The following is a 20098-nucleotide window of genomic DNA, read 5'->3' on the forward strand; positions in this document are numbered from 1 at the left end:
CGTATTCTTTTATGCAAAAAGCTCATAAAGCTGTAAACCTATGTATACAAAGGTACCTATTATTGCGGCCGACAATAATACAATTCCGCAAATAAGCAATACTTTCGCACGTAAAGAACGCTTTTCAATGATCGTAATTTCCGTAGGTTGCGGTTTCAGATTCTCTTCTTCCGGTTGCTTAGTCTCATTGATAAAGTCAATAGCATTAATCAAATTAACGTCGTTTTCGTTCATCAACGGATCATGCTTGGCGAATTTTACCAAATCGGCAGTCAGGAAAAGATACTTCAAGTCAGAAATAGCTTCCTTATCTTTGATTTCCAGCAACTTGTCTATAATCTCAGAGGATGTCATTTCAAGAGCATTGAATCCAAAACGATCTCTAATATAAGAACGAATTGCATCTGTTAGTTCCGTATAATACTCCTTCGGTTGTCCTTTCTGCCAAACTTTCTCATTCTTAATACGCTCTATCTCCTGTAAAGCAGCTTGATGTGGTGGCAACTTAGGTTCAACCTTAACCTTTCGGATAATAGGTTTATTATCACGAATACGGATAATAAAATAAATCAATAAACCGAGCAAAGGAAGTGTTAGAAATGAGCAAGCGATCAAACCATACCAATCCTCCCATGCGAAAGGTGCTTTCATTACAGCCTTCTGACCAAAGAATTGATCCGGATGAAGAGTATCCACCGGCATCGAATAAACTTTTAATGCCAAAGCCTTTGATTTATAAACTTTACCATCCACTGTAACTGGTATTGGTGGAATATAATACAAAGCTGAGTCAAAAGACGTGATAGTATATTCCTGAGTGATCAACATACGTTGGCGGTCATTCAAGAATTGAGTATCCGGTTTAGTTATTTCTACAATTTCGATCCCTGGTACTATAGTATCCGTATAAGCCGGAAAAACAGCACGCTGTTTGACATCCATAGCTACTTGTAATTGCAATTTCGCCTGTTCACCAATCCATATCTGTAACGAATCGATTTTTGCTTCCACCGTAACAGATTGTGCAGTCGCTCTACCAATACATAGCAGACATAATAATGCTATCAGAATAAAATTTCTATTCATCGTTTGATTCCGTTAATTTCGTTTGGCAAATAAGTTCAACAATGCCTTTACGTAATCCTCGTCAGTTCTCACAGATACAGCATCCACATTACTTTTAGTAAATGTATCGTTCAATTCAGCTTGTTTCTGCACCCACCAGTCACGATGTGCCCGGCGTACTGCCTTAGAAGAAGTATCAATCCATTGCTCATGTCCCGTTTCTGCATCCTTAATCCGCATTAATCCCACAGAAGGCAAATCACTGACCCTTCTATCATAAACCTGTAATGCTACAACATCATGTTTCCGGTTAGCAATGGTCAGTGCGTTCTTAAAGCTATCCTGATCAATAAAGTCAGAAAGAATAAATGCAGTGCAACGTCTTTTCATCACATTTGTCAAATATTCCAAAGCAAGGCGAATATTCGTACGGCGACTTTCCGGATGAAAATCAAGCAATTCACGAATAATATATAGAATATGTTTACGCCCTTTCTTGGGAGGAATAAACTTTTCTATCCGATCAGAAAAGAAAATCACACCAATTTTATCATTATTCTGGATAGCTGAGAAAGCAAGAGTAGCAGCAATTTCTGTTACCATATCCTTTTTCAACTGTTTGACAGTACCAAATTCCAAACTTCCGGAAACATCAACCATCAACATTACTGTCAGTTCACGTTCTTCTTCAAACACTTTCACATAAGGTTTGTTGAAACGCGCTGTCACATTCCAGTCAATGTCACGTATATCATCACCGAACTGATACTCACGAACTTCCGAGAAAGACATACCTCTACCTTTGAAAGCCGAATGGTACTGGCCTGCAAAAATATTGTTAGACAATCCACGTGTCTTGATCTCAATCTGGCGAACTTTTTTTAATATTTCACTTGTTTCCATTCTAATAATTATACAGTAGTTAATAGTAAGTAGTCAAGCTAAATATTTGTGACTACTAATTGACTGTATTATAACGTTATTGAGAATTAGGGCACTTCTACCTTATTCAGAATTTTGCTGATAATTTCATCTGAGGTCATGTTATTAGCTTCAGCTTCGTATGTCAATCCAATACGATGCCGAAGAACATCATGGGCAACAGCACGAACATCTTCCGGAATTACATAACCACGACGTTTGATGAAAGCATAGGTACGTGCAGCTAAAGCCAAGTTGATAGAAGCACGAGGTGATCCACCAAATCCGATCATATCTTTCAGTTCTTTAAGATCGTATTTCTCCGGAAAACGAGTTGCAAATACAATATCAACAATATAACGTTCAATTTTCTCATCCAGATAAACCTGACGAACCACTTTACGTGCTTCCATAATTTCATCTGCTTTCAAAATTGGTTTCACATTAAATTTATCACCATTGATATTCTGACGGATAATCAATTTTTCTTCTTCCAATTTCGGATAGTCGATCACAACTTTCAACATGAAACGGTCTACCTGCGCTTCAGGAAGCGGATAAGTACCTTCTTGCTCTATTGGATTCTGGGTTGCGAGCACCAGAAAGGGTTCCGGCAATAAGAATGTTTCTTTACCGATAGTAACCTGACGTTCCTGCATAGCTTCCAGCAAAGCACTTTGTACTTTAGCAGGAGCACGGTTGATTTCATCTGCTAATACAAAATTAGCAAAAATAGGACCTCTCTGAACTTTAAATGATTCATCTTTCTGACTGTAAACCATAGTACCGATAACGTCGGCAGGTAATAAATCGGGAGTAAACTGAATACGGCTATACTTCGCATCAATCAATGAAGCAAGTGTTTTGATAGCCAGAGTTTTTGCCAAACCAGGCACACCTTCGAGAAGAACGTGTCCGTCGGACAATAACCCGATAAGTAATGATTCAACCAAATGTCTCTGACCAACTATAATTTGGTCCATACCTGTCGTAAGATTGGTAACGAAAGCACTTTGTCTTTCAATCCGCTCATTCAACTCGCGGATATCAATTGATTCAGCCATAAATACTTAATATTTTATTATTTAAATTCCAATACTTAATATATACTTTACACTACGATAAGTGTTTTATATTTTGCTCCCAAAAGTACGCCATATAATTAACGATTGCAACTAAATTTTATTAAAAAATAATTTGAAATCTTTAGATTAAGGTACTTTCATACGGTTTTGTACATCCGTAACATTTCACCCGACTATACGTTGTTTGTATAATCGGGTGAAATGTTATTTTCTTTTTATTTTTTTGTTAGTTCCGGTATCTTGATTTTGGTACCATAAGGAACGTTATCGGGATTTTTTATAACTTCCGGATTGTGTTTCACAATATAAGGCCACATTCCTTTTGTTCCAAAATACCGTAACGATATTTTAGTCAAAGTTTCTCCTTGCTGAACGGTATGGGTCACTTTTGTTCCTGTGATAGTGTAAGACGCAGAATCAGAGTATATAGGAGACGAAAGTTCTTCTTGAGTTGTCTTACTATCTTTTTTTACCGAGATTTCCACTTCTTTCTTCGTTACTGGTTGCGATACAGGTGCTTCTTCTTTCATTTTTGGCGTATTTGGAATAACTGTTGCAACAGTATCCTCTTTCTCAATACTATCAAGTAATTGTGCTTCAGGTTCTACAGGCTGAGTAGTCACAGGCATATCAATAGTATTATCCTTATTTGGCGAAGACATAAAAAGATCCGGATAATAAATATATAGTATAGCACCTCCACATAATAATAAAACAATAATAATAACAGCTATTAAATATGGAACAGGAGACTTTTCCTTTTGAACTATTACTTTTGTAACAGCTTCAGGGTGAACTGTTCCCGATTGGGGCTTAGCGAGTACCGAGTCCAAATTTGCTCTCGCAAGTTCCCGAGCTATTATTGTTTCAGCTGTAGGATCTTCTTTTTTCCCTTCTTCAGATTGAGGCTGCTGTTCAGATACAGTTGCTTCCAACTCTTCTGGCTGCATGACCGTTTTTTCAACTTTAGTAATCTTAGATAGAGTTCCCTCCTCTTTAGGTTCCTCTATAATTTCTTCTCGTACTATCTTATTTTCGATAGCCGATTCTTCTGTTTCAGATTCATTGCCAACATTGTCCCTGGTGGCTAGTTCTTCAGCAATGGGCACTTTCTGAACCAAAGTAAACTGTTCATCAGATTTATTTTCATCTTTAGCCGTCAACAAGGCTTCAGCAACTTTATTGATTTTGGAAGTTTTCTTTGTATCAGAAATAACATATTGAGTCTGGTCAGTCACCTTATTTTTATTCTCCAATACCTCTACTACTGCCCCTTCTCCGGCTTCGTCTTCTTCCGGTTCCTCTATCTGAGTATCATCCAATACTGTATTTTCATTCAGCACAACAGTTTCAAAATGTGAGAAAGGCTTGTTTATTGCATCTCTCATGTTAGCATCTGGCGTAAAAGACACCTTTGTATGTCCCTGTATCTGAATTCTTTCCCCTGTATTCACATTGACACTTTCCCGACTATCCACATCAACAAGTTTGAAAGTACCCAATCCTTTAATTTTTAAATACTTCTCGTCTTCCAAAGCTTGTTCTATCAGAAGAAAAAACTCTTTGACAAACGCCTCGGCATCCTTTTTGGTCATGCTATGTCTGGCAGCCAATAAGTCGATGAGGTCTTGAATTGTTAGTCTTTCATTCATAATGGGAAATATTTATTTAAACTTATCTTTCAAATTATTACTGGGTTTATAAGATAGAACCAATTTGGGTGGAATCAGCATACGCTGTTTTGTTGCAGGATTAATTGAAATCCGTTCCGCCTTCTTCTTTACTTCGAAAGAGCCAAATCCCTGTATTGTAATGCTGTTTCCCTCTTCAAATTCTTGTGTCATATCAGACAATAAAGAATTTATCAATTCGGAAGTATCTTTAAGAGTATACCCTAATCTAGTCGCCAGTTGTGATGTAAATTCCTTATTATTCATAGTTATTTAATTACCTTTGCATATAAATCAAAAACATCTGCGTCTATCACCTCTACCTGATAAAAATATCCAATTACTAATTCCTGTTCAGAAGAACTGATCAAAACTTCCGGATCGACTTCCGGTGAGTCAAATTCCGTCCGACCAATATAATAATCACCCTCTATCCGATCAATAACGACCTTCATTTGTTTGCCAATCTTCCCAGCACTCAATTCTGCCGAAATTTCTTGCTGGACATCCATTAACTCATCCAACCGAGCTTGTTTTATCTCTTGCGGAATAGAATCTTCATATTGTTGTGCAGCATAAGTACCTTCTTCTTCCGAATATGCAAAAGCTCCCATTCTATCGAAACGTACTTTGCGTACAAATTCCTTTAATTCTTCAAAGTCCTCTTCAGTCTCTCCAGGATGCCCCACCATTAAAGTTGTACGCAAATGTATACCCGGAACTTCTTTGCGAAACATCTCTATCAGTTTATAGGTTTCTTCCTTCGTTACCTGCCGACGCATCATCTTCAACATATTATCACTGATATGTTGCAAAGCAATATCCATATATTTACAGACATTATCACGTTCCCGCATTACACGAAACAAGTCAGTCGGAAAATGTGCCGGATAAGCATAATGTAAACGAATCCATTCTACACCCGGAATTTCAGAAATGCGTTCAATAAGTTCAGGGAGCATCTGCTTCTTATACAAATCCACACCATAATAGGTCAGTTCCTGTGCTATTACCTGAAACTCCCTCACTCCTTGAGAAACCAAATATCGAACTTCATCCAGAATTTCTTCCATTGGTTTAGAAATATGGCAACCAGTAATAATAGGAATAGCACAATAGGAACATTTACGATCACACCCCTCTGATATTTTCAGGTAAGCATAATGCTTGGGAGTCGTTAGCGTGCGCTCAATATACAACTCTTCATGATATGTCTTTCCTAAATCTTGCAAAAGCTCTTTCCAATTGAATTTACCATAAAACTTGTCTACTTGTGGTATCTCAACAACTAATTCCTTCAAATAACGTTCAGAAAGACACCCCATTACAAATAACTTCTTCAGATCACCTTCTTCTTTTCTTTGTGCAAATTCAAGAATCATATTAATAGATTCCTCTTTTGCATCGCCGATAAAGCCGCATGTATTGATCACTGCAATTTCTCCTTCAGGTTTTTCAGTATCATGAGTCACACTATAGCCGACTTCTTCCAATTGACGCATCAATTGCTCCGAATCGACTAAGTTTTTAGAACATCCTAAAGTTATAATGTCTATTTTTCTTCTTTTCATGCGTTTTCTCCAAACAACGAATCAACAAATTCATTCTTGCGGAAAACCTGCAAGTCCTCCATACCTTCACCCAATCCGATATATTTTACTGGAATCTTAAATTGATCGGAAATACCGATAACGACTCCTCCCTTGGCTGTCCCATCCAGTTTAGTAATCGCCATAGCAGTCACTTCCGTTGCCAAAGTAAACTGTTTAGCCTGTTCAAAAGCATTTTGCCCGGTTGAACCATCCAGAACCAACAATACCTCATCAGGAGCAGTCGGTACAATCTTCTTCATTACATTCTTAATCTTTGTCAGCTCGTTCATCAAGCCAACTTTGTTATGCAAACGTCCGGCAGTATCAATAATCACTACATCTGCATTATTAGATAATGCAGAACTTAGCGTATCGAAAGCTACAGAAGCAGGATCTGCACCCATTTTTTGTTTAATAACAGGTACTCCCACCCGTTCACCCCAAATCATCAACTGCTCTACAGCAGCCGCACGAAAAGTATCAGCAGCACCTAGATAAACAGATTTCCCCGCTTTCTTGAATTGATAAGCCAATTTACCTATCGTGGTAGTTTTACCTACCCCATTAACTCCGACTACCATGATAACATACGGTTTCTTTTGAATAGGCAAATCAAAATCCACCACATCATCTGAATTGTTTTCTGTTAAAAGAGCAGCGATTTCATCACGCAATATATGATTCAACTCCTGAGTATTTACATATTTGTCAGAAGCTGCACGCTTTTCAATCCGTTTAATAATATTCAATGTAGTTTCTACACCTACGTCAGAAGTTATCAATACCTCCTCCAGATTATCCAACACTTCATCGTCCACCTTTGACTTACCAGCCACAGCACGAGCAATTTTACTAAATACGCTCTCCTTGGTTTTAGATAATCCTTTATCTAAAGTTTCCTTCTTTTCCTTTGAAAAAAAACTAAAAAATCCCATATTCCCGGTTGTTTCTATAATACATAATGCTACAAAGATATAACAAAGGATTGAGAAAGTAAAAAAAGAAGCAAAAAAAATCCCCTCATTGTTTATCAATGAAGGGATTTTGCATATATAGCGTATGTGCTATTTCAATTATTTTTTGAAAAAGTCTTGTACTTTTTCATTAGGAACCATTTGCTCATCAAAAATGTAAGCTCCTGTCTTCGGAGATTTAACCATTTTGATAACCTTGGTATAGGCACGACCTTCTTTAGTACCTTCGTGCAAACTTGCTACTGTTTTCTTTGCCATGGGTTATACTATCTTTATTATTTAATTTCTTTGTGTACTGTTACTCTCTTAAGAATTGGGTTGTATTTTTTCAACTCAAGTCTTTCAGTTGTATTTTTTCTGTTCTTAGTTGTGATATAACGAGATGTTCCCGGCATTCCACTATCTTTGTGTTCTGTACATTCCAGAATCACTTGTACTCTGTTACCTTTTGCTTTTTTTGCCATTGTAAGTTTTCTCCTCTACTATTTAGCCGATTACTTTAATGCTTTTCCAATCACAATAACCTTTAGTTACTGCATCAGTCAGTGCAGCATCCAGGCCCTTTTTGTTGATAATACGCAGACCGTTAGCGCAAAGGCTAAGGCTGATCCAACAGTCCTGTTCTACATAATAGAACTTCTTGTTAAACAAGTTCAAATCAAAGGTTCTCTTAGTTCTTCTCTTTGAGTGTGAAACATTGTTGCCAATCATGGCTTTCTTTCCGGTAATTTGACAAATCTTCGACATTTCTATCTTATTTTTATAGTTTTATATCTAACTTATTTCAAACAGGACGCAAAGTAAGCACTTTTATCTGTATAAAACAAGCAATTCTTAAAATAATTCACGTACAAACACCAATTTTTCTTTATTTGAGTAAATCACGCAGCATTAACAATGCATTATTGCCTGCTCTTTCAATATTCATCGCTCTTCCACGGTTTGTTTCCTGCTTATAAGTGCGAATTTCGTTTTTATAACCAGCAGCAATCCATACAGTACCGACGGGTTTTTCCGGAGTTCCGCCACCAGGGCCAGCTATTCCGGAGGTTGCAACCGCACAATCAGTTTTCAAGGTTTTCATCGCTCCTTTTACCATTTCAATAACAGTTTCTTCACTGACAGCACCATATTGAGCCAATGTATCGGATGAAACATACAATAATCCTATTTTTACTTCATTCGAGTAAGCCACTATTCCTCCATTAAAATACCCCGAACTTCCAGAAATGGAAGTCAGCCGTGCAGCAATACTTCCTCCAGTACAACTTTCTGCGGTGGAAACGGTTAATTTCTTCTTTTTCAGAAGTTCCCCCACAATCATTTCTAATGGTATATCTTCTTCGCTAAAAATATCATCGCCAAGAATTTCTTCCAATTTCGCTTTTTCGCAATGAAGAACATTGGCCAATTCTGTTTTATCTTTTCCTCTTCCTGTCAATCGTAGGCGAATAATACCGAGCTTTGGCAAATATGCCAATTTAATACACTTTGGAAGAGTTGTTTCCCATGATTCTAATTTTTCTGCAAGTACCGACTCAGGATAGTGTTGCACAAGAAAAGTTTGATGCATAATAACATCCGCTTGAAATCTTACCTGTAACTTTGGCAATATGGATTCAGTCATTACAGCAGTCATCTCCTGTGGTACACCAGGCATTGATACAAGCACTTTACCTTCTCTCTCAAACCAACTGACAGGTGCACTTCCTACAGGATTATTTATCACCGTACAGCCTTTCGGAACCATAGCCTGGCTCTTATTTAGCGAATTCATCGGTATTTTTCCAGCCAATACCCGCTTTACGTTCTCGAAAACTTCCTCATTGAATACCAATTCAGTGTGAAAGTATTTACAAAGAGTATTTTTGGTAATATCATCTTTTGTCGGACCAAGTCCTCCGGTCACTAAGACAATATTTACCCTTTTGATCGCACTATCAATCGCTTCTGTAATCTCTTCCTCCCGATCTCGGACCGACACAATGCGAAGAACCTCTATACCTATTTTATTCAATTCCTGTCCCATCCAGGCGGAATTTGTATCGACAACTTGCCCTATCAACAGTTCATCTCCAATGGTAATAATCTCAGCAAACATATTCCTCTTATACTTTTAATAGCATTTATACCTTTATTATATAGGTATATATATTGCACTAATTTTTTAAAGTTATTCCATTTCTTCATTTCACGTTTGTGATCCATTTGATCTACGTATGCAATCCCATCAGACCACACACGTGAAACAAATGGTTTTAATACATGAAACGAGGTAATCCAATAAAGAGAATTACTTAATAAAGACTTCTTTTCCTATTAGTTCCCATAGGCTTACTTATTGAAAATAAGAGTATGGTGTTGTTTTGACAATCTTTATTCTCGTTTTTCCTATTTTTATTGTCACTTTCACTATCTATTATTACCTATTTTCACTTTAATTATCACTATATAAAGCTATATTAAACAGCTTATTATTAAAAGCCAAAAGTAACAATAAAAAAAGCAACTTACAGTGTCACGCGAGAGTATGCAGGCAGTTCAATAGAACAAAAATCTTTATCCAGATACTTGAAATATCCGGTAATCGCAATCATAGCCGCATTATCAGTGGTATAACTGAACTTAGGAATAAAAATATCCCAACCATATTTCTCTGCGTGTTCACGGAAAGAGTTACGCAAACCGTTATTTGCAGATACTCCTCCGGCTACAGCAACCTCCTTTATATTATATTGTTTAGCTGCCTTTCGCAGTTTATCCATCAGAATATCCACAACAGTAGCTTCGAGAGATGCTGCTAAATCAACTTTATGATGTTCAATAAAATCGGGATCTTCTTTCAACCAGTCTCGCAAAGAATAAAGAAATGAAGTTTTTAATCCGCTAAAGCTATAATCAAGCCCTGGAATATGTGGTTTACTGAACGTAAATGCTTTTGGATTTCCCTGACGTGCCAATTTATCAATAATAGGACCACCCGGATAACCAAGTCCCATTACTTTAGAACATTTATCAATAGCTTCTCCGGCAGCATCATCAATGGTCTGTCCAAGAATCTCCATATCATTATAAGCCTTTACTAATACAATTTGAGAATTTCCTCCAGATACCAACAAGCAAAGGAAGGGAAACTCCGGTTGTTTATTTTCTTCTCCTTCCGCTTTAATAAAATGTGCTAACACATGACCAGTTAAGTGATTAACATCTATTAAAGGGATGTTAAGAGAACGTGCAAATCCTTTTGCAAAAGAAACTCCCACTAACAAAGAACCCATCAACCCCGGACCGCGTGTAAATGCTACGGCACTCAATTCTTCTTTAGTAACACCTGCCCGTTTTAATGCTTCGTGAACTACCGGTACAATATTTTGTTGGTGTGCTCTTGAAGCTAATTCCGGCACAACACCGCCATAAGCTTCATGTACAGCCTGACTTGATACCACATTTGACAGCAGATAACCATCCTTGATTACGGCTGCCGACGTATCATCACAGGAGGATTCAATTCCTAATATTATTGCACTCATAAGTCATTAAACTATTAATCGGTGCAAAAGTAATGATAAAACTACGATTCATAACGAACTATTTTATATTTTTGTTCGCAAAATAAAGTTATCGCTTATCAGAACGCTGAAAAAGACCGTACGTTGGATAGTTGGTATAGTACTTGTTGTCTATATCGGAACTATCGTTTTGCTGAATATTCCAAATATTCAGCGTGCTATGAGTACATTCATAGCTGAAGAATTATCAAAAGTATTAAATACCCATTTGACGATTGGTAGGATTAATATAGGATTATTAAACCGGATTATTATTGACGATGTGGTACTGAACGATCAGAACGACAAAGAAATGCTGAAAGTCACCCGTCTGTCTGCGAAATTCGATATTTTTCCTTTTTTTAAAGGAAAAATATCTATTAGCAGCGTTCAATTATTCGGTTTCAATGTCAATCTGAATAAACAAACCCCAGACTCTCCACCCAACTTTAAGTTTGTTCTGGATGCTTTCGCTTCTAAAGATACTATAAAGAAAGACAATTCTCTGGATTTACGTATTAATTCAGTCCTGATTCGCCGCGGAAAACTGTCTTATGATATTTTATCAAAAGAAAACACACCCGGAAAATTTAATGTAGAGCACATTCAACTTCAAAACATCATTGGAAATATATCCTTAAAAGCATTAAACAAGGACTCTTTGAATGTAGGTATTAAACGGTTAAGTTTGGACGAAAAAGTTTCCGGCTTTTCCTTAAAGAAGCTGAGCATGAAGCTGATGGCTAACAAAGAACGGTTGAATATTGATAATTTTGCAATCGAATTGCCTGAAAGTTCCCTGAAAATGGATACAATCCGTATGGAATACGATAGCTTGGAAGCATTTGATCATTTTGCAGAAAAGGTTCGTTTTTCGTTCCGTACAATGCCCTCACAAATTACTTTAAAAGATATCTCTCCTTTTATACCCGCTTTAGCACATTTCAAAGAACCGATAACTTTGGATATGGAAGTAAATGGTACTGTTGATCAACTAAACTGTTCCCATCTGGAAATTACTGCTGATGACCGGCAATTCCGGATTGTAGGAGATGTATCACTTCAAGACTTATCACATCCGCAAGATGCTTATGTCTTCGGTACACTTTCTGAATTAACAGCTAATACTCGCGGTGTAGGTTTTCTGGTACGCAATTTAAGTTCAAATTACAATGGCGTAGCTCCTGTATTACAACATCTGGGAGATATTAGTTTCCGTGGAGAAGTTTCTGGGTACTTTACAGACCTCGTTACATATGGTCAGTTACGTACCAGTCTGGGTGATATTAATATGGACTTAAAGCTGAGTTCTGACAAAGCAAAAGGATCATTTGCCTATTCGGGTGCAGTAAAAACTGAAGATTTTGAATTAGGCACAATGTTGGGCAATGATAAACTGGGAGAAATTACGTTTAACATCGATGTTCATGGACAGCACATTAATAAGCAACTTCCTTCAATTGAATTAAAAGGATTGATAGCTTCTTTAGAATATAGCAGATATAAATATGAGAATATTACACTGGACGGCGTATATAAACAAGGAGGATTTAATGGAAAAATTGCATTAGATGATCCGAACGGTTCTATCCATTTGAATGGAGACGTTAATGTTGCTTCAAAAACTCCGTCATTCAATTTCTTAGCTGTAGTTACCAGATTTCGCCCCAATGATTTGAATCTGACTCCCCAATATCCTGATACAGAATTTTCTTTAAAAGTGAAAGCTAACTTTACAGGAGGATCAGTTGATGAGATGATCGGAGAAATAAATATAGATAGTTTAGAATATAATGGTCCAGATAAAAACTATTTCATGAAAAATATGAATATTAGTGCAACTCGACAAGGCGGAGAAAATCAGCTTAAACTGACATCCGAATTTCTGACAGCAAGCATAAAAGGACATTTCCAATATCATACATTACCTGCAAGTATTCTAAATATTACACGGCGGTATATTCCATCTTTAGTATTACCTCCCAAAAAATCAATTGAAGCACATAATAATTTTCAATTTGACGTAAACATATATAATACAGACATTTTATCTACTATCTTTGATATTCCTCTAACTGTATATACCCATTCAACTTTGAAAGGATACGTCAATGATGCTTTGCAGCGTATTAGGGTAGAAGGATATTTCCCCCGTTTACAATATAAAGATAATTACATAGAATCAGGAATGATTTTATGTGAAAATCCATCCGATTATATTCGTGCAAGAGTTCGTTTCACTAATTTAAAGAAAAAAGGAGCTGTCAATTTGTCTTTGGATGCTCAGGCAAAAAACGACAATATCAGCACAACTCTAAATTGGGGAAATAGTGCAGCAACAACCTATAGTGGGCAGCTTTCGGCTATAGCGAAATTCTTACGTACAGAAGGAGAAAAGTCGCTATTAAAAGCAATAGTTGATGTAAAGCCAACAGATGTCATATTAAATGATACAATATGGCAGATACATCCTTCACGAGTGGTAGTCGATTCGGGCAAGGTAGATGTGAACAATTTCTATTTTAGCCACCGCGACCGTTATGTGCGAATCAACGGACGAATCTCCGAAAATCCCGAAGATACTGTAAAAGTCGATTTGAAAGATATAAATATGGGTTATGTATTTGATATTGCCAGTATATCTGATGATGTTGATTTTGAAGGCGATGCATCCGGAACGGCTTATGCCAGTGGAATATTGAAAAAGCCAGTGATGAACACTCATTTGTCCGTAAAAAACTTTTCACTGAATCAGGGTCGCTTAGGAGATTTGGATATATATGGTGCTTGGGATAATGAGAATAGAGGAATCCACTTGGATGCATCTATCAAAGACATATCTCCTACTCCGTCACGGGTTACCGGAATCATCCATCCCTTAAAGCCAGAAAGTGGGCTTGACTTAAATATTGAAGCTAATCAACTAAATTTAAAATTCCTCGAATTTTATATGAATTCTATAGCAGATGACATTAAAGGACGGGCAACAGGCAAGGTTCATTTATATGGTAAATTTAAGGGATTGAATCTTGACGGAGCAGTCATGACAGATGCTTCTATGAAATTCGACATTTTGAATACGCGCTTTGCTGTAAAAGATACAATCCGTCTGGCTCCTACCGGGCTGACATTCGATCATATCCATATTGCCGATGTTGAAGGACATTCGGGAACGATGAACGGTTATTTGCATTTCCAGCATTTCAAGAATATAAACTACCGTTTTGAGATACAAGCTAATAATATGTTGATGATGAATACCAAAGAATCAACAGATATTCCTTTTTATGGAACGGTATATGGAACCGGGAATGCCATACTTGCAGGAAATGCCATACAAGGGCTTGATGCAAATATAGCAATGACGACTAACCGGAATACAAACTTTACTTATATTAATGGAAATGTTGCTTCGGCTACCAATAACCAATTTATCAAATTTGTAGATAAAACTCCTCGTCGTACCATTCAGGACTCTGTTCAGATAATGTCTTACTTCGAGCAAATGCAACAGAAACGACAGGCTGTTGAAGAAGAACAAAAAACTGATATCCGATTAAATATTCTGGTAGATGCCACTCCGGATGCTACTATGCGTATTATTATGGATCCTGTAGCAGGAGACTATATCAGTGCTAAAGGGACAGGAAATATCCGAACGGAATTCTACAATAAGGGCGATGTAAAGATGTTCGGCAGTTATCGAATTAGTCAGGGAGTATATAAGTTCAGTTTGCAAGAAGTAATTCGCAAGGATTTTGTGATAAAGGATGGGAGCACAATCAATTTCAATGGTACACCATTAGATGCTAATATGGATATTCAAGCTTCATATACAGTAAACTCTGCTTCTTTGAATGATTTGATTCCGGACGAAGCAACCGCAGCTGTTATTCAACAGCCCAATGTACGCGTTAATTGTATTATGAATTTAAGTGGAATGTTGGTTCATCCGACTATAAAATTAGGAATTGAGCTTCCAAATGAAAGAGATGAAATCCAGACGCTGGTACGAAATTACATCAGTACAGAAGAACAGATGAATATGCAAATGCTTTATTTGTTGGGAATAGGTAAGTTCTACACAGAAAACACACGGAACAGTAACCAGAATTCTAATGTAATGTCATCCGTTCTTTCTTCTACCCTTTCCGGGCAATTGAATAATGCTTTATCCCAGGTTTTTGAAACGAATAACTGGAATATCGGAACCAATCTGAGTACCGGTGATAAAGGGTGGACAGATATGGAAATAGAAGGTATTCTATCGGGACAGCTACTGAATAACCGCCTTTTGATTAATGGTAACTTTGGCTATCGTGATAATCCTATGGCAAATACGAATTTTATAGGTGATTTCGAAGCAGAATGGCTACTAAACCGTTCGGGAGATATTCGGTTGAAAGCTTATAATGAAACGAATGATCGTTATTACACAAAAACGAATCTTACTACCCAGGGGGTAGGCATCATGTACAAAAAAGATTTTGATAAATGGAATGAACTTTTCTTCTGGAATAATTGGAGAATACGTAATAAAAGGAAACAAGAAACTAAAAAAATAGAAGAGCAACAAACTGATAACATTAGAAAACAAGCAAAATCAGAAATGAAAAGGAAACGTGAAAAGTAATGCTAGTCAAGATAATGACGCCATCCTCCCCATATGATGACACTATAAAGATCAAATGGTGACACTATCCTACACAGATAGCGTCACCTTTTTTGTTAGAGTATACCCCCCTCAGGTGTAATTTTAACTTTCTTATCCGGCATATTATCAGCCTCTAATTCAATAAGATAATAATTCCCTTCAACGTACGTCTCAAAGTATTCCGTATCGTCAATGTGATACTGAGGGAATTGCTCACTAATCGTTGTTCCCACTATTACAGGAATTATAATTACATCCCACGAAGTAGATGTCCAAACATTCTCTTTATTAAATACCACTTCTTTAGAAATTCCTTCATGTATAATATCCACTTCCGTATCTCCGAAGTTTTCTTTATCTACTTCCATAATTCTTGCACCCGGATATTTCTCTTCAATAAAAGATTTCATTTCGGCAGAAAGTTGTAATACAGGCAAGTGCCCATCTTGGTCGTCATCTGTATCTACCACAGTTTTAATCAAAATGCCATCTTCCGAATAATATAAATCAACCTCTTGATTCTGGTTCTCTACCTCAATGACGTATACAATTTCCAGTCCTTGACGTTCAAACATATCCACATCTTCTTTTTTCCAATCTTTATATTCACTCTTCTCAAATGAGCTTTTTACAGTTTCTGGTAATTTGGAATAAGGAATATCCGTTTCAGTCATATGCCAGATCCCATTCGACGTAAACCATGCAGAAATATCATATCCATTGTGGAAGTCTGCCACATAATATCCGGATTCAATTTCCCATTTTACATTACGAGCATTAGGATACTTAGATGCAAAAGCATTCTGTAGCTCTACGGGAACAGAGATTGATTCATCATCATCGTTATCACAACTTTGTAAGCTCCAAGTACTTAGAGCAAGTATAAGAATATACAATTTCAATTTCATTTTTGCCTTATTTTAAAATGTTCTACATATCAATATCGATCAAATTAAAGTCCTTGTCGAACTTTATTTCAGTCCGATTGGAGAGCTTTACTTCATATTCTTTTTTATCCCGTTCCAGTTTCAGAATTTTGGTATCCGGATAGTTTGTTTTAACATATTTCTGAATAAGTTCAGGAACAATAGCAACAGGAACTGAAGTATATTTGCAATCTACTTCTTTCCAATTACCCTTTTTATCAAATTCCACTTTATTACCATTAGTGAAAATCACTTCATAACTCTTATTCAAAATATCACTTTCCATTTTGGCTAAAGCCACTTTACTATCATCAAAATGCCTTTTTATAAATTGCTGTGCCTGTTGTGGCATTTGATTTACCTGAATAGGTTTGTCATCATCAGCTCTTGCTACAGTTTGCAAAGTAAATAAGCAAACGAATAAGAATAATAACTTTTTCATAATCATTGTTTTTTTATTGGTTTATACTATTATCAATCATTTTATAATGCAAAGATGAGAGTAGAATCTGAAAAGAATTGGGAATTTTGAAGAAATTTGAAAAAAAACAAAGGAAATATACTCAATTATATTTTTTTGATTATTTTAACAACAACTAATATATACATCCTTTATTTTTGCAGGCACAAATTTGACGATATTCATACTAAATAACCATAAGAACTTTTTTATGACTATGAGAACAAATTATTTTTTATTATTAGTTATGCTATTGGGAATTATTCCCGCGAATAACACACACGCTGATAATACAACACCTAAAAGCGTGATTTTGTACACTCCTTACACAAAAATTTCAGTATCGCCAGGAGCTTCAATTGATTACAGCGTTGATCTCATCAACAACACAGATGAACTTGTAGACGCTAATCTTTCTGTCAGTGGTTTATCAGGCAGTTGGAAGTATGAAATGAAATCCGGAGGATGGAACCTCAGTCAGTTATCCGTTCTTCCGAAAGAAAAAAAGACCTTTAATTTAAAAGTGGATGTTCCGCTGAAAGTGAACAAGGGGAGTTATCACTTCGTAGTAACAGCAGGTAATACAAGACTCCCTTTAAGTGTGGCAGTATCACAACAAGGTACATACCAAACCGAGTTTACTACCGATCAACCCAATATGCAGGGTAATTCCAAATCAACTTTCACATTCAGTGCTACGCTGAAAAATCAAACTGCCGACCAACAGTTATATGCTTTAATGGCTAATGCTCCAAGAGGTTGGAATGTCGTATTTAAGCCTAATTACAAGCAAGCAACTTCTGCACAAGTGGAAGCAAACAGCAGTCAGAGTGTAAGTATAGACATTACGCCTCCTGCTAATATAAAAGCTGGTAGTTATAAGATTCCTGTACGTGCTGCTACAGGTACCACTTCGGCCGAGCTGGAACTGGAAGTTGTTGTTACCGGCTCCTATCAAATGGAATTGACTACTCCTGAGGGCTTACTAAGTGCAGATGTTACTGCAGGAGATGTAAAACGAATAGAGCTGGAGGTTAAGAACACAGGATCATCTTTATTAAAAGACATCCAACTATCTGCTAATAAGCCTATTGATTGGGAAGTTTCATTCGAACCTTCTAAAATTGAAATGTTAAAAGCCGGAGAAACAGCTACCGTAATTGCCGTTTTAAAAGCATCTAAAAAAGCATTACCGGGTGATTACGTAACTACCATGATGGTTAAAACTCCTGAAATAAATACAGAAGCACAATTTAGAATTGCAGTAAAAACTCCAATGATTTGGGGATGGGTAGGTGTATTGATAATTATCGTTTCTATAGGTGTCGTATACTATCTGTTCCGTAAATATGGAAGGAGGTAATTATGAGCGAACAGGTGATGATCGTACTTACCGATTTGACTAAACAATACGGTAATTTCACTACTGTAGATCATATTTGCCTAACTATTCAAAAAGGAGAGATTTTTGGTTTATTGGGTCCGAATGGTGCTGGGAAGTCTACCACAATTTTAATGATGTTGGGGCTAACAGAACCAACATTAGGTACAGTAGAGATTTGTGGTATAAACTCGACAACACATCCCATTGAAGTAAAACGAAAAGTCGGTTATCTGCCCGAAGATGTAGGCTTTTATGATGATATGACAGGATCGGAGAATCTAATTTATACAGCTCGTTTAAATGGTATTCCCGATACAGAAGCAAAAACAAAAGCTGCTGAACTGATGAAACGCGTTGGTTTGGCAGATCAGATGAAAAAGAAAGCTGGAAAGTACTCTAGGGGAATGAGGCAACGTTTGGGATTAGCTGACGTACTTATTAAAAATCCGGAAATCATTATCCTAGATGAACCGACTTCGGGTATTGATCCTGCAGGTGTTCAGGAATTTACCGATTTAATCCGTTTTTTGAGTAGAGAGGAAGGACTTACTGTATTATTTTCTTCTCATCATCTAGATCAGGTGCAAAAAGTTTGTGACCGTGTAGGATTATTCAGTAGTGGTAAATTGCTTGCTCTGATTGATATGGCAGAACTGAAAAGCAAAAAACAGGAATTATCTGATATTTACAATCATTATTTTGAGGAAGGAGGAAACAGACATGAATAAAGTCAATCATCCTTTTTGGGTCATCGTAAATAAAGAAATGTCCGATCACATTAAAAGTTGGCGGTTTATTATCTTAATTGGTATCATTCTGCTTACTTGCATGGGATCACTTTACACAGCTCTCAACAGTATTGGCGCATCAATCAAAACAGATGATCCGGATAATTCATTTCTCTTTTTGAAATTGTTTACTATTTCTGACGGTACTCTTCCCTCTTTTGTGTTATTCATCAATTTTTTGGGTCCTCTGTTGGGGATAGCTTTGGGATTTGATGCTGTAAACTCGGAACAAAATAAGGGAACTTTGAGTCGTATGCTATCTCAGCCCATTCATCGTGACTGCATTATTAACGCTAAGTTTGTAGCTGCATTGATTGTGGTTGGCATAATGTTGTTCATACTAGGATTTCTGGTGATGGGATGCGGATTAATTGCAATTGGGATCCCTCCTACAGCTGAAGAATTTTGGAGAATTATATTTTTTATAACACTTAGTATTTTCTATGTAGCGTTTTGGTTGAATCTTGCTATTCTGTTTTCACTTTGCTTCCGTCAGGCAGCGACTTCTGCATTGGCCTCTGTAGCAGTATGGTTATTTTTTAGTGTATTTTATTCAATGATTGTCAATTTGGTGGCAAAGGCATTGAGTCCACCTCAAATGGTTTCGCCTTATCAGATGATAAGTTATCAGAAGTTTGTTTTAGGATTGATGCGCCTGGCACCGAATGAGTTATTCAATGATGCAACTACTACGTTGTTGATGCCTTCTGTAAGAAGTCTCGGACCATTAACAGTAGAACAAATTCAAGGAGCTATCCCAAGCCTTCTTCCTTTAAGTCAGAGTCTCATGGTAGTATGGCCGCAGGTGACAGGGTTAATTGCAGCAACAGTTATTTGTTTCGCACTTTCATATATTCTTTTTATGAGAAGGGAAATAAGGTCGCGGTAGTCTTTTAAAGAGACTCTCACAAATAATATAAGAAAGTCAAAATATAACAAGATATTCAGGAACGGTTTTTGCGGATTTCACGGTTTTTAATAGTAGCTAAAACCGTGAAATCCATTTAATTATATGGTAAGGAAATATACAA

General features: G+C 36.8%; 18 protein-coding genes. 4 read left to right on the top strand and 14 right to left on the bottom strand.

Annotated features, from left to right (window positions below):
• Window positions 1-9: 9 nt before the first annotated feature.
• The 12 genes from PHO71_RS07135 to tsaD form a co-directional block, all read right to left on the bottom strand.
• Entirely contained in the window at window positions 10-1086 is a 1077-nt protein-coding gene (locus PHO71_RS07135; protein ID WP_300200968.1) for a BatD family protein, read from the bottom strand.
• A gap of 12 nt (window positions 1087-1098) precedes the next feature.
• Window positions 1099-1968, bottom strand: coding sequence for a DUF58 domain-containing protein (locus tag PHO71_RS07140; protein ID WP_300200970.1), 870 nt, complete (start codon window positions 1966-1968; stop codon window positions 1099-1101).
• An 86-nt stretch (window positions 1969-2054) separates the two neighbouring features.
• Window positions 2055-3050 carry an AAA family ATPase gene (locus PHO71_RS07145; RefSeq protein ID WP_300200973.1) on the bottom strand — a complete coding sequence of 332 codons (996 nt, stop codon included), beginning with the start codon at window positions 3048-3050 and terminating at the stop codon, window positions 2055-2057.
• A gap of 236 nt (window positions 3051-3286) precedes the next feature.
• Window positions 3287-4723 (bottom strand): HU family DNA-binding protein, encoded by a 1437-nt coding sequence (locus PHO71_RS07150; RefSeq protein ID WP_300200975.1) that lies wholly within the window; start codon window positions 4721-4723, stop codon window positions 3287-3289.
• 12 nt (window positions 4724-4735) lie between these two features.
• Window positions 4736-5008 carry an HU family DNA-binding protein gene (locus PHO71_RS07155; RefSeq protein ID WP_300200978.1) on the bottom strand — a complete coding sequence of 91 codons (273 nt, stop codon included), beginning with the start codon at window positions 5006-5008 and terminating at the stop codon, window positions 4736-4738.
• A 2-nt stretch (window positions 5009-5010) separates the two neighbouring features.
• Window positions 5011-6312 (bottom strand): 30S ribosomal protein S12 methylthiotransferase RimO, encoded by a 1302-nt coding sequence (rimO, locus tag PHO71_RS07160; RefSeq protein WP_300200981.1) that lies wholly within the window; start codon window positions 6310-6312, stop codon window positions 5011-5013.
• Window positions 6309-7268: a signal recognition particle-docking protein FtsY gene (ftsY, locus tag PHO71_RS07165; RefSeq protein WP_300200984.1), complete on the bottom strand. Its 960-nt coding sequence runs from the start codon at window positions 7266-7268 to the stop codon at window positions 6309-6311. Before ftsY ends, rimO begins: the two co-directional genes overlap by 4 nt.
• A gap of 138 nt (window positions 7269-7406) precedes the next feature.
• Window positions 7407-7565: a DUF4295 domain-containing protein gene (locus PHO71_RS07170; protein WP_125042054.1), complete on the bottom strand. Its 159-nt coding sequence runs from the start codon at window positions 7563-7565 to the stop codon at window positions 7407-7409.
• Window positions 7566-7582: 17 nt separating this feature from the next.
• The gene (rpmG, locus tag PHO71_RS07175) at window positions 7583-7771 is read right to left on the bottom strand and encodes a 50S ribosomal protein L33 (protein WP_002560155.1); all 189 of its coding nucleotides are present in this window, start codon (window positions 7769-7771) and stop codon (window positions 7583-7585) included.
• A gap of 22 nt (window positions 7772-7793) precedes the next feature.
• Window positions 7794-8054 (bottom strand): 50S ribosomal protein L28, encoded by a 261-nt coding sequence (rpmB, locus tag PHO71_RS07180; protein ID WP_300200989.1) that lies wholly within the window; start codon window positions 8052-8054, stop codon window positions 7794-7796.
• 121 nt (window positions 8055-8175) lie between these two features.
• Window positions 8176-9408 (bottom strand): competence/damage-inducible protein A, encoded by a 1233-nt coding sequence (locus PHO71_RS07185; RefSeq protein ID WP_300200992.1) that lies wholly within the window; start codon window positions 9406-9408, stop codon window positions 8176-8178.
• A 409-nt stretch (window positions 9409-9817) separates the two neighbouring features.
• On the bottom strand, window positions 9818-10837 hold the full coding sequence (tsaD, locus tag PHO71_RS07190) for a tRNA (adenosine(37)-N6)-threonylcarbamoyltransferase complex transferase subunit TsaD (RefSeq protein WP_300200995.1): 1020 nt from the start codon (window positions 10835-10837) through the stop codon (window positions 9818-9820).
• Window positions 10838-11036: 199 nt separating this feature from the next.
• On the opposite strand from tsaD, the gene PHO71_RS07195 reads away from it, so the two are divergent.
• Window positions 11037-15488: a translocation/assembly module TamB gene (locus PHO71_RS07195; RefSeq protein WP_300200998.1), complete on the top strand. Its 4452-nt coding sequence runs from the start codon at window positions 11037-11039 to the stop codon at window positions 15486-15488.
• A gap of 95 nt (window positions 15489-15583) precedes the next feature.
• On the opposite strand, the gene PHO71_RS07200 is transcribed toward PHO71_RS07195, so the two are convergent.
• Window positions 15584-16417, bottom strand: coding sequence for a PepSY-like domain-containing protein (locus tag PHO71_RS07200; protein WP_300201001.1), 834 nt, complete (start codon window positions 16415-16417; stop codon window positions 15584-15586).
• Window positions 16418-16439: 22 nt separating this feature from the next.
• Window positions 16440-16877, bottom strand: coding sequence for a PepSY-like domain-containing protein (locus tag PHO71_RS07205; protein ID WP_300201004.1), 438 nt, complete (start codon window positions 16875-16877; stop codon window positions 16440-16442).
• A gap of 229 nt (window positions 16878-17106) precedes the next feature.
• Here PHO71_RS07205 and PHO71_RS07210 point away from each other — a divergent pair, with 229 nt between their 5' ends.
• Genes PHO71_RS07210 through PHO71_RS07220 form a run of 3 tightly spaced genes read left to right on the top strand, consistent with a single transcriptional unit; the run spans window position 17107 to window position 19956 of the window.
• Complete coding sequence (locus PHO71_RS07210) at window positions 17107-18258, top strand: NEW3 domain-containing protein (protein ID WP_300201007.1); 1152 nt, start codon at window positions 17107-17109, stop codon at window positions 18256-18258.
• Between the two features lie 2 nt (window positions 18259-18260).
• Window positions 18261-19007 carry an ABC transporter ATP-binding protein gene (locus PHO71_RS07215; protein ID WP_300201009.1) on the top strand — a complete coding sequence of 249 codons (747 nt, stop codon included), beginning with the start codon at window positions 18261-18263 and terminating at the stop codon, window positions 19005-19007.
• A complete protein-coding gene (locus PHO71_RS07220; protein ID WP_300201012.1) occupies window positions 19000-19956 on the top strand; it encodes an ABC transporter permease in 957 nt (318 codons plus the stop codon). The genes PHO71_RS07215 and PHO71_RS07220 overlap by 8 nt, the downstream gene beginning before the upstream one ends.
• Window positions 19957-20098: the final 142 nt, after the last annotated feature.

It is taken from the genome of Bacteroides sp., from assembly GCF_028690125.1.
GTDB lineage: Bacteria > Bacteroidota > Bacteroidia > Bacteroidales > Bacteroidaceae > Bacteroides.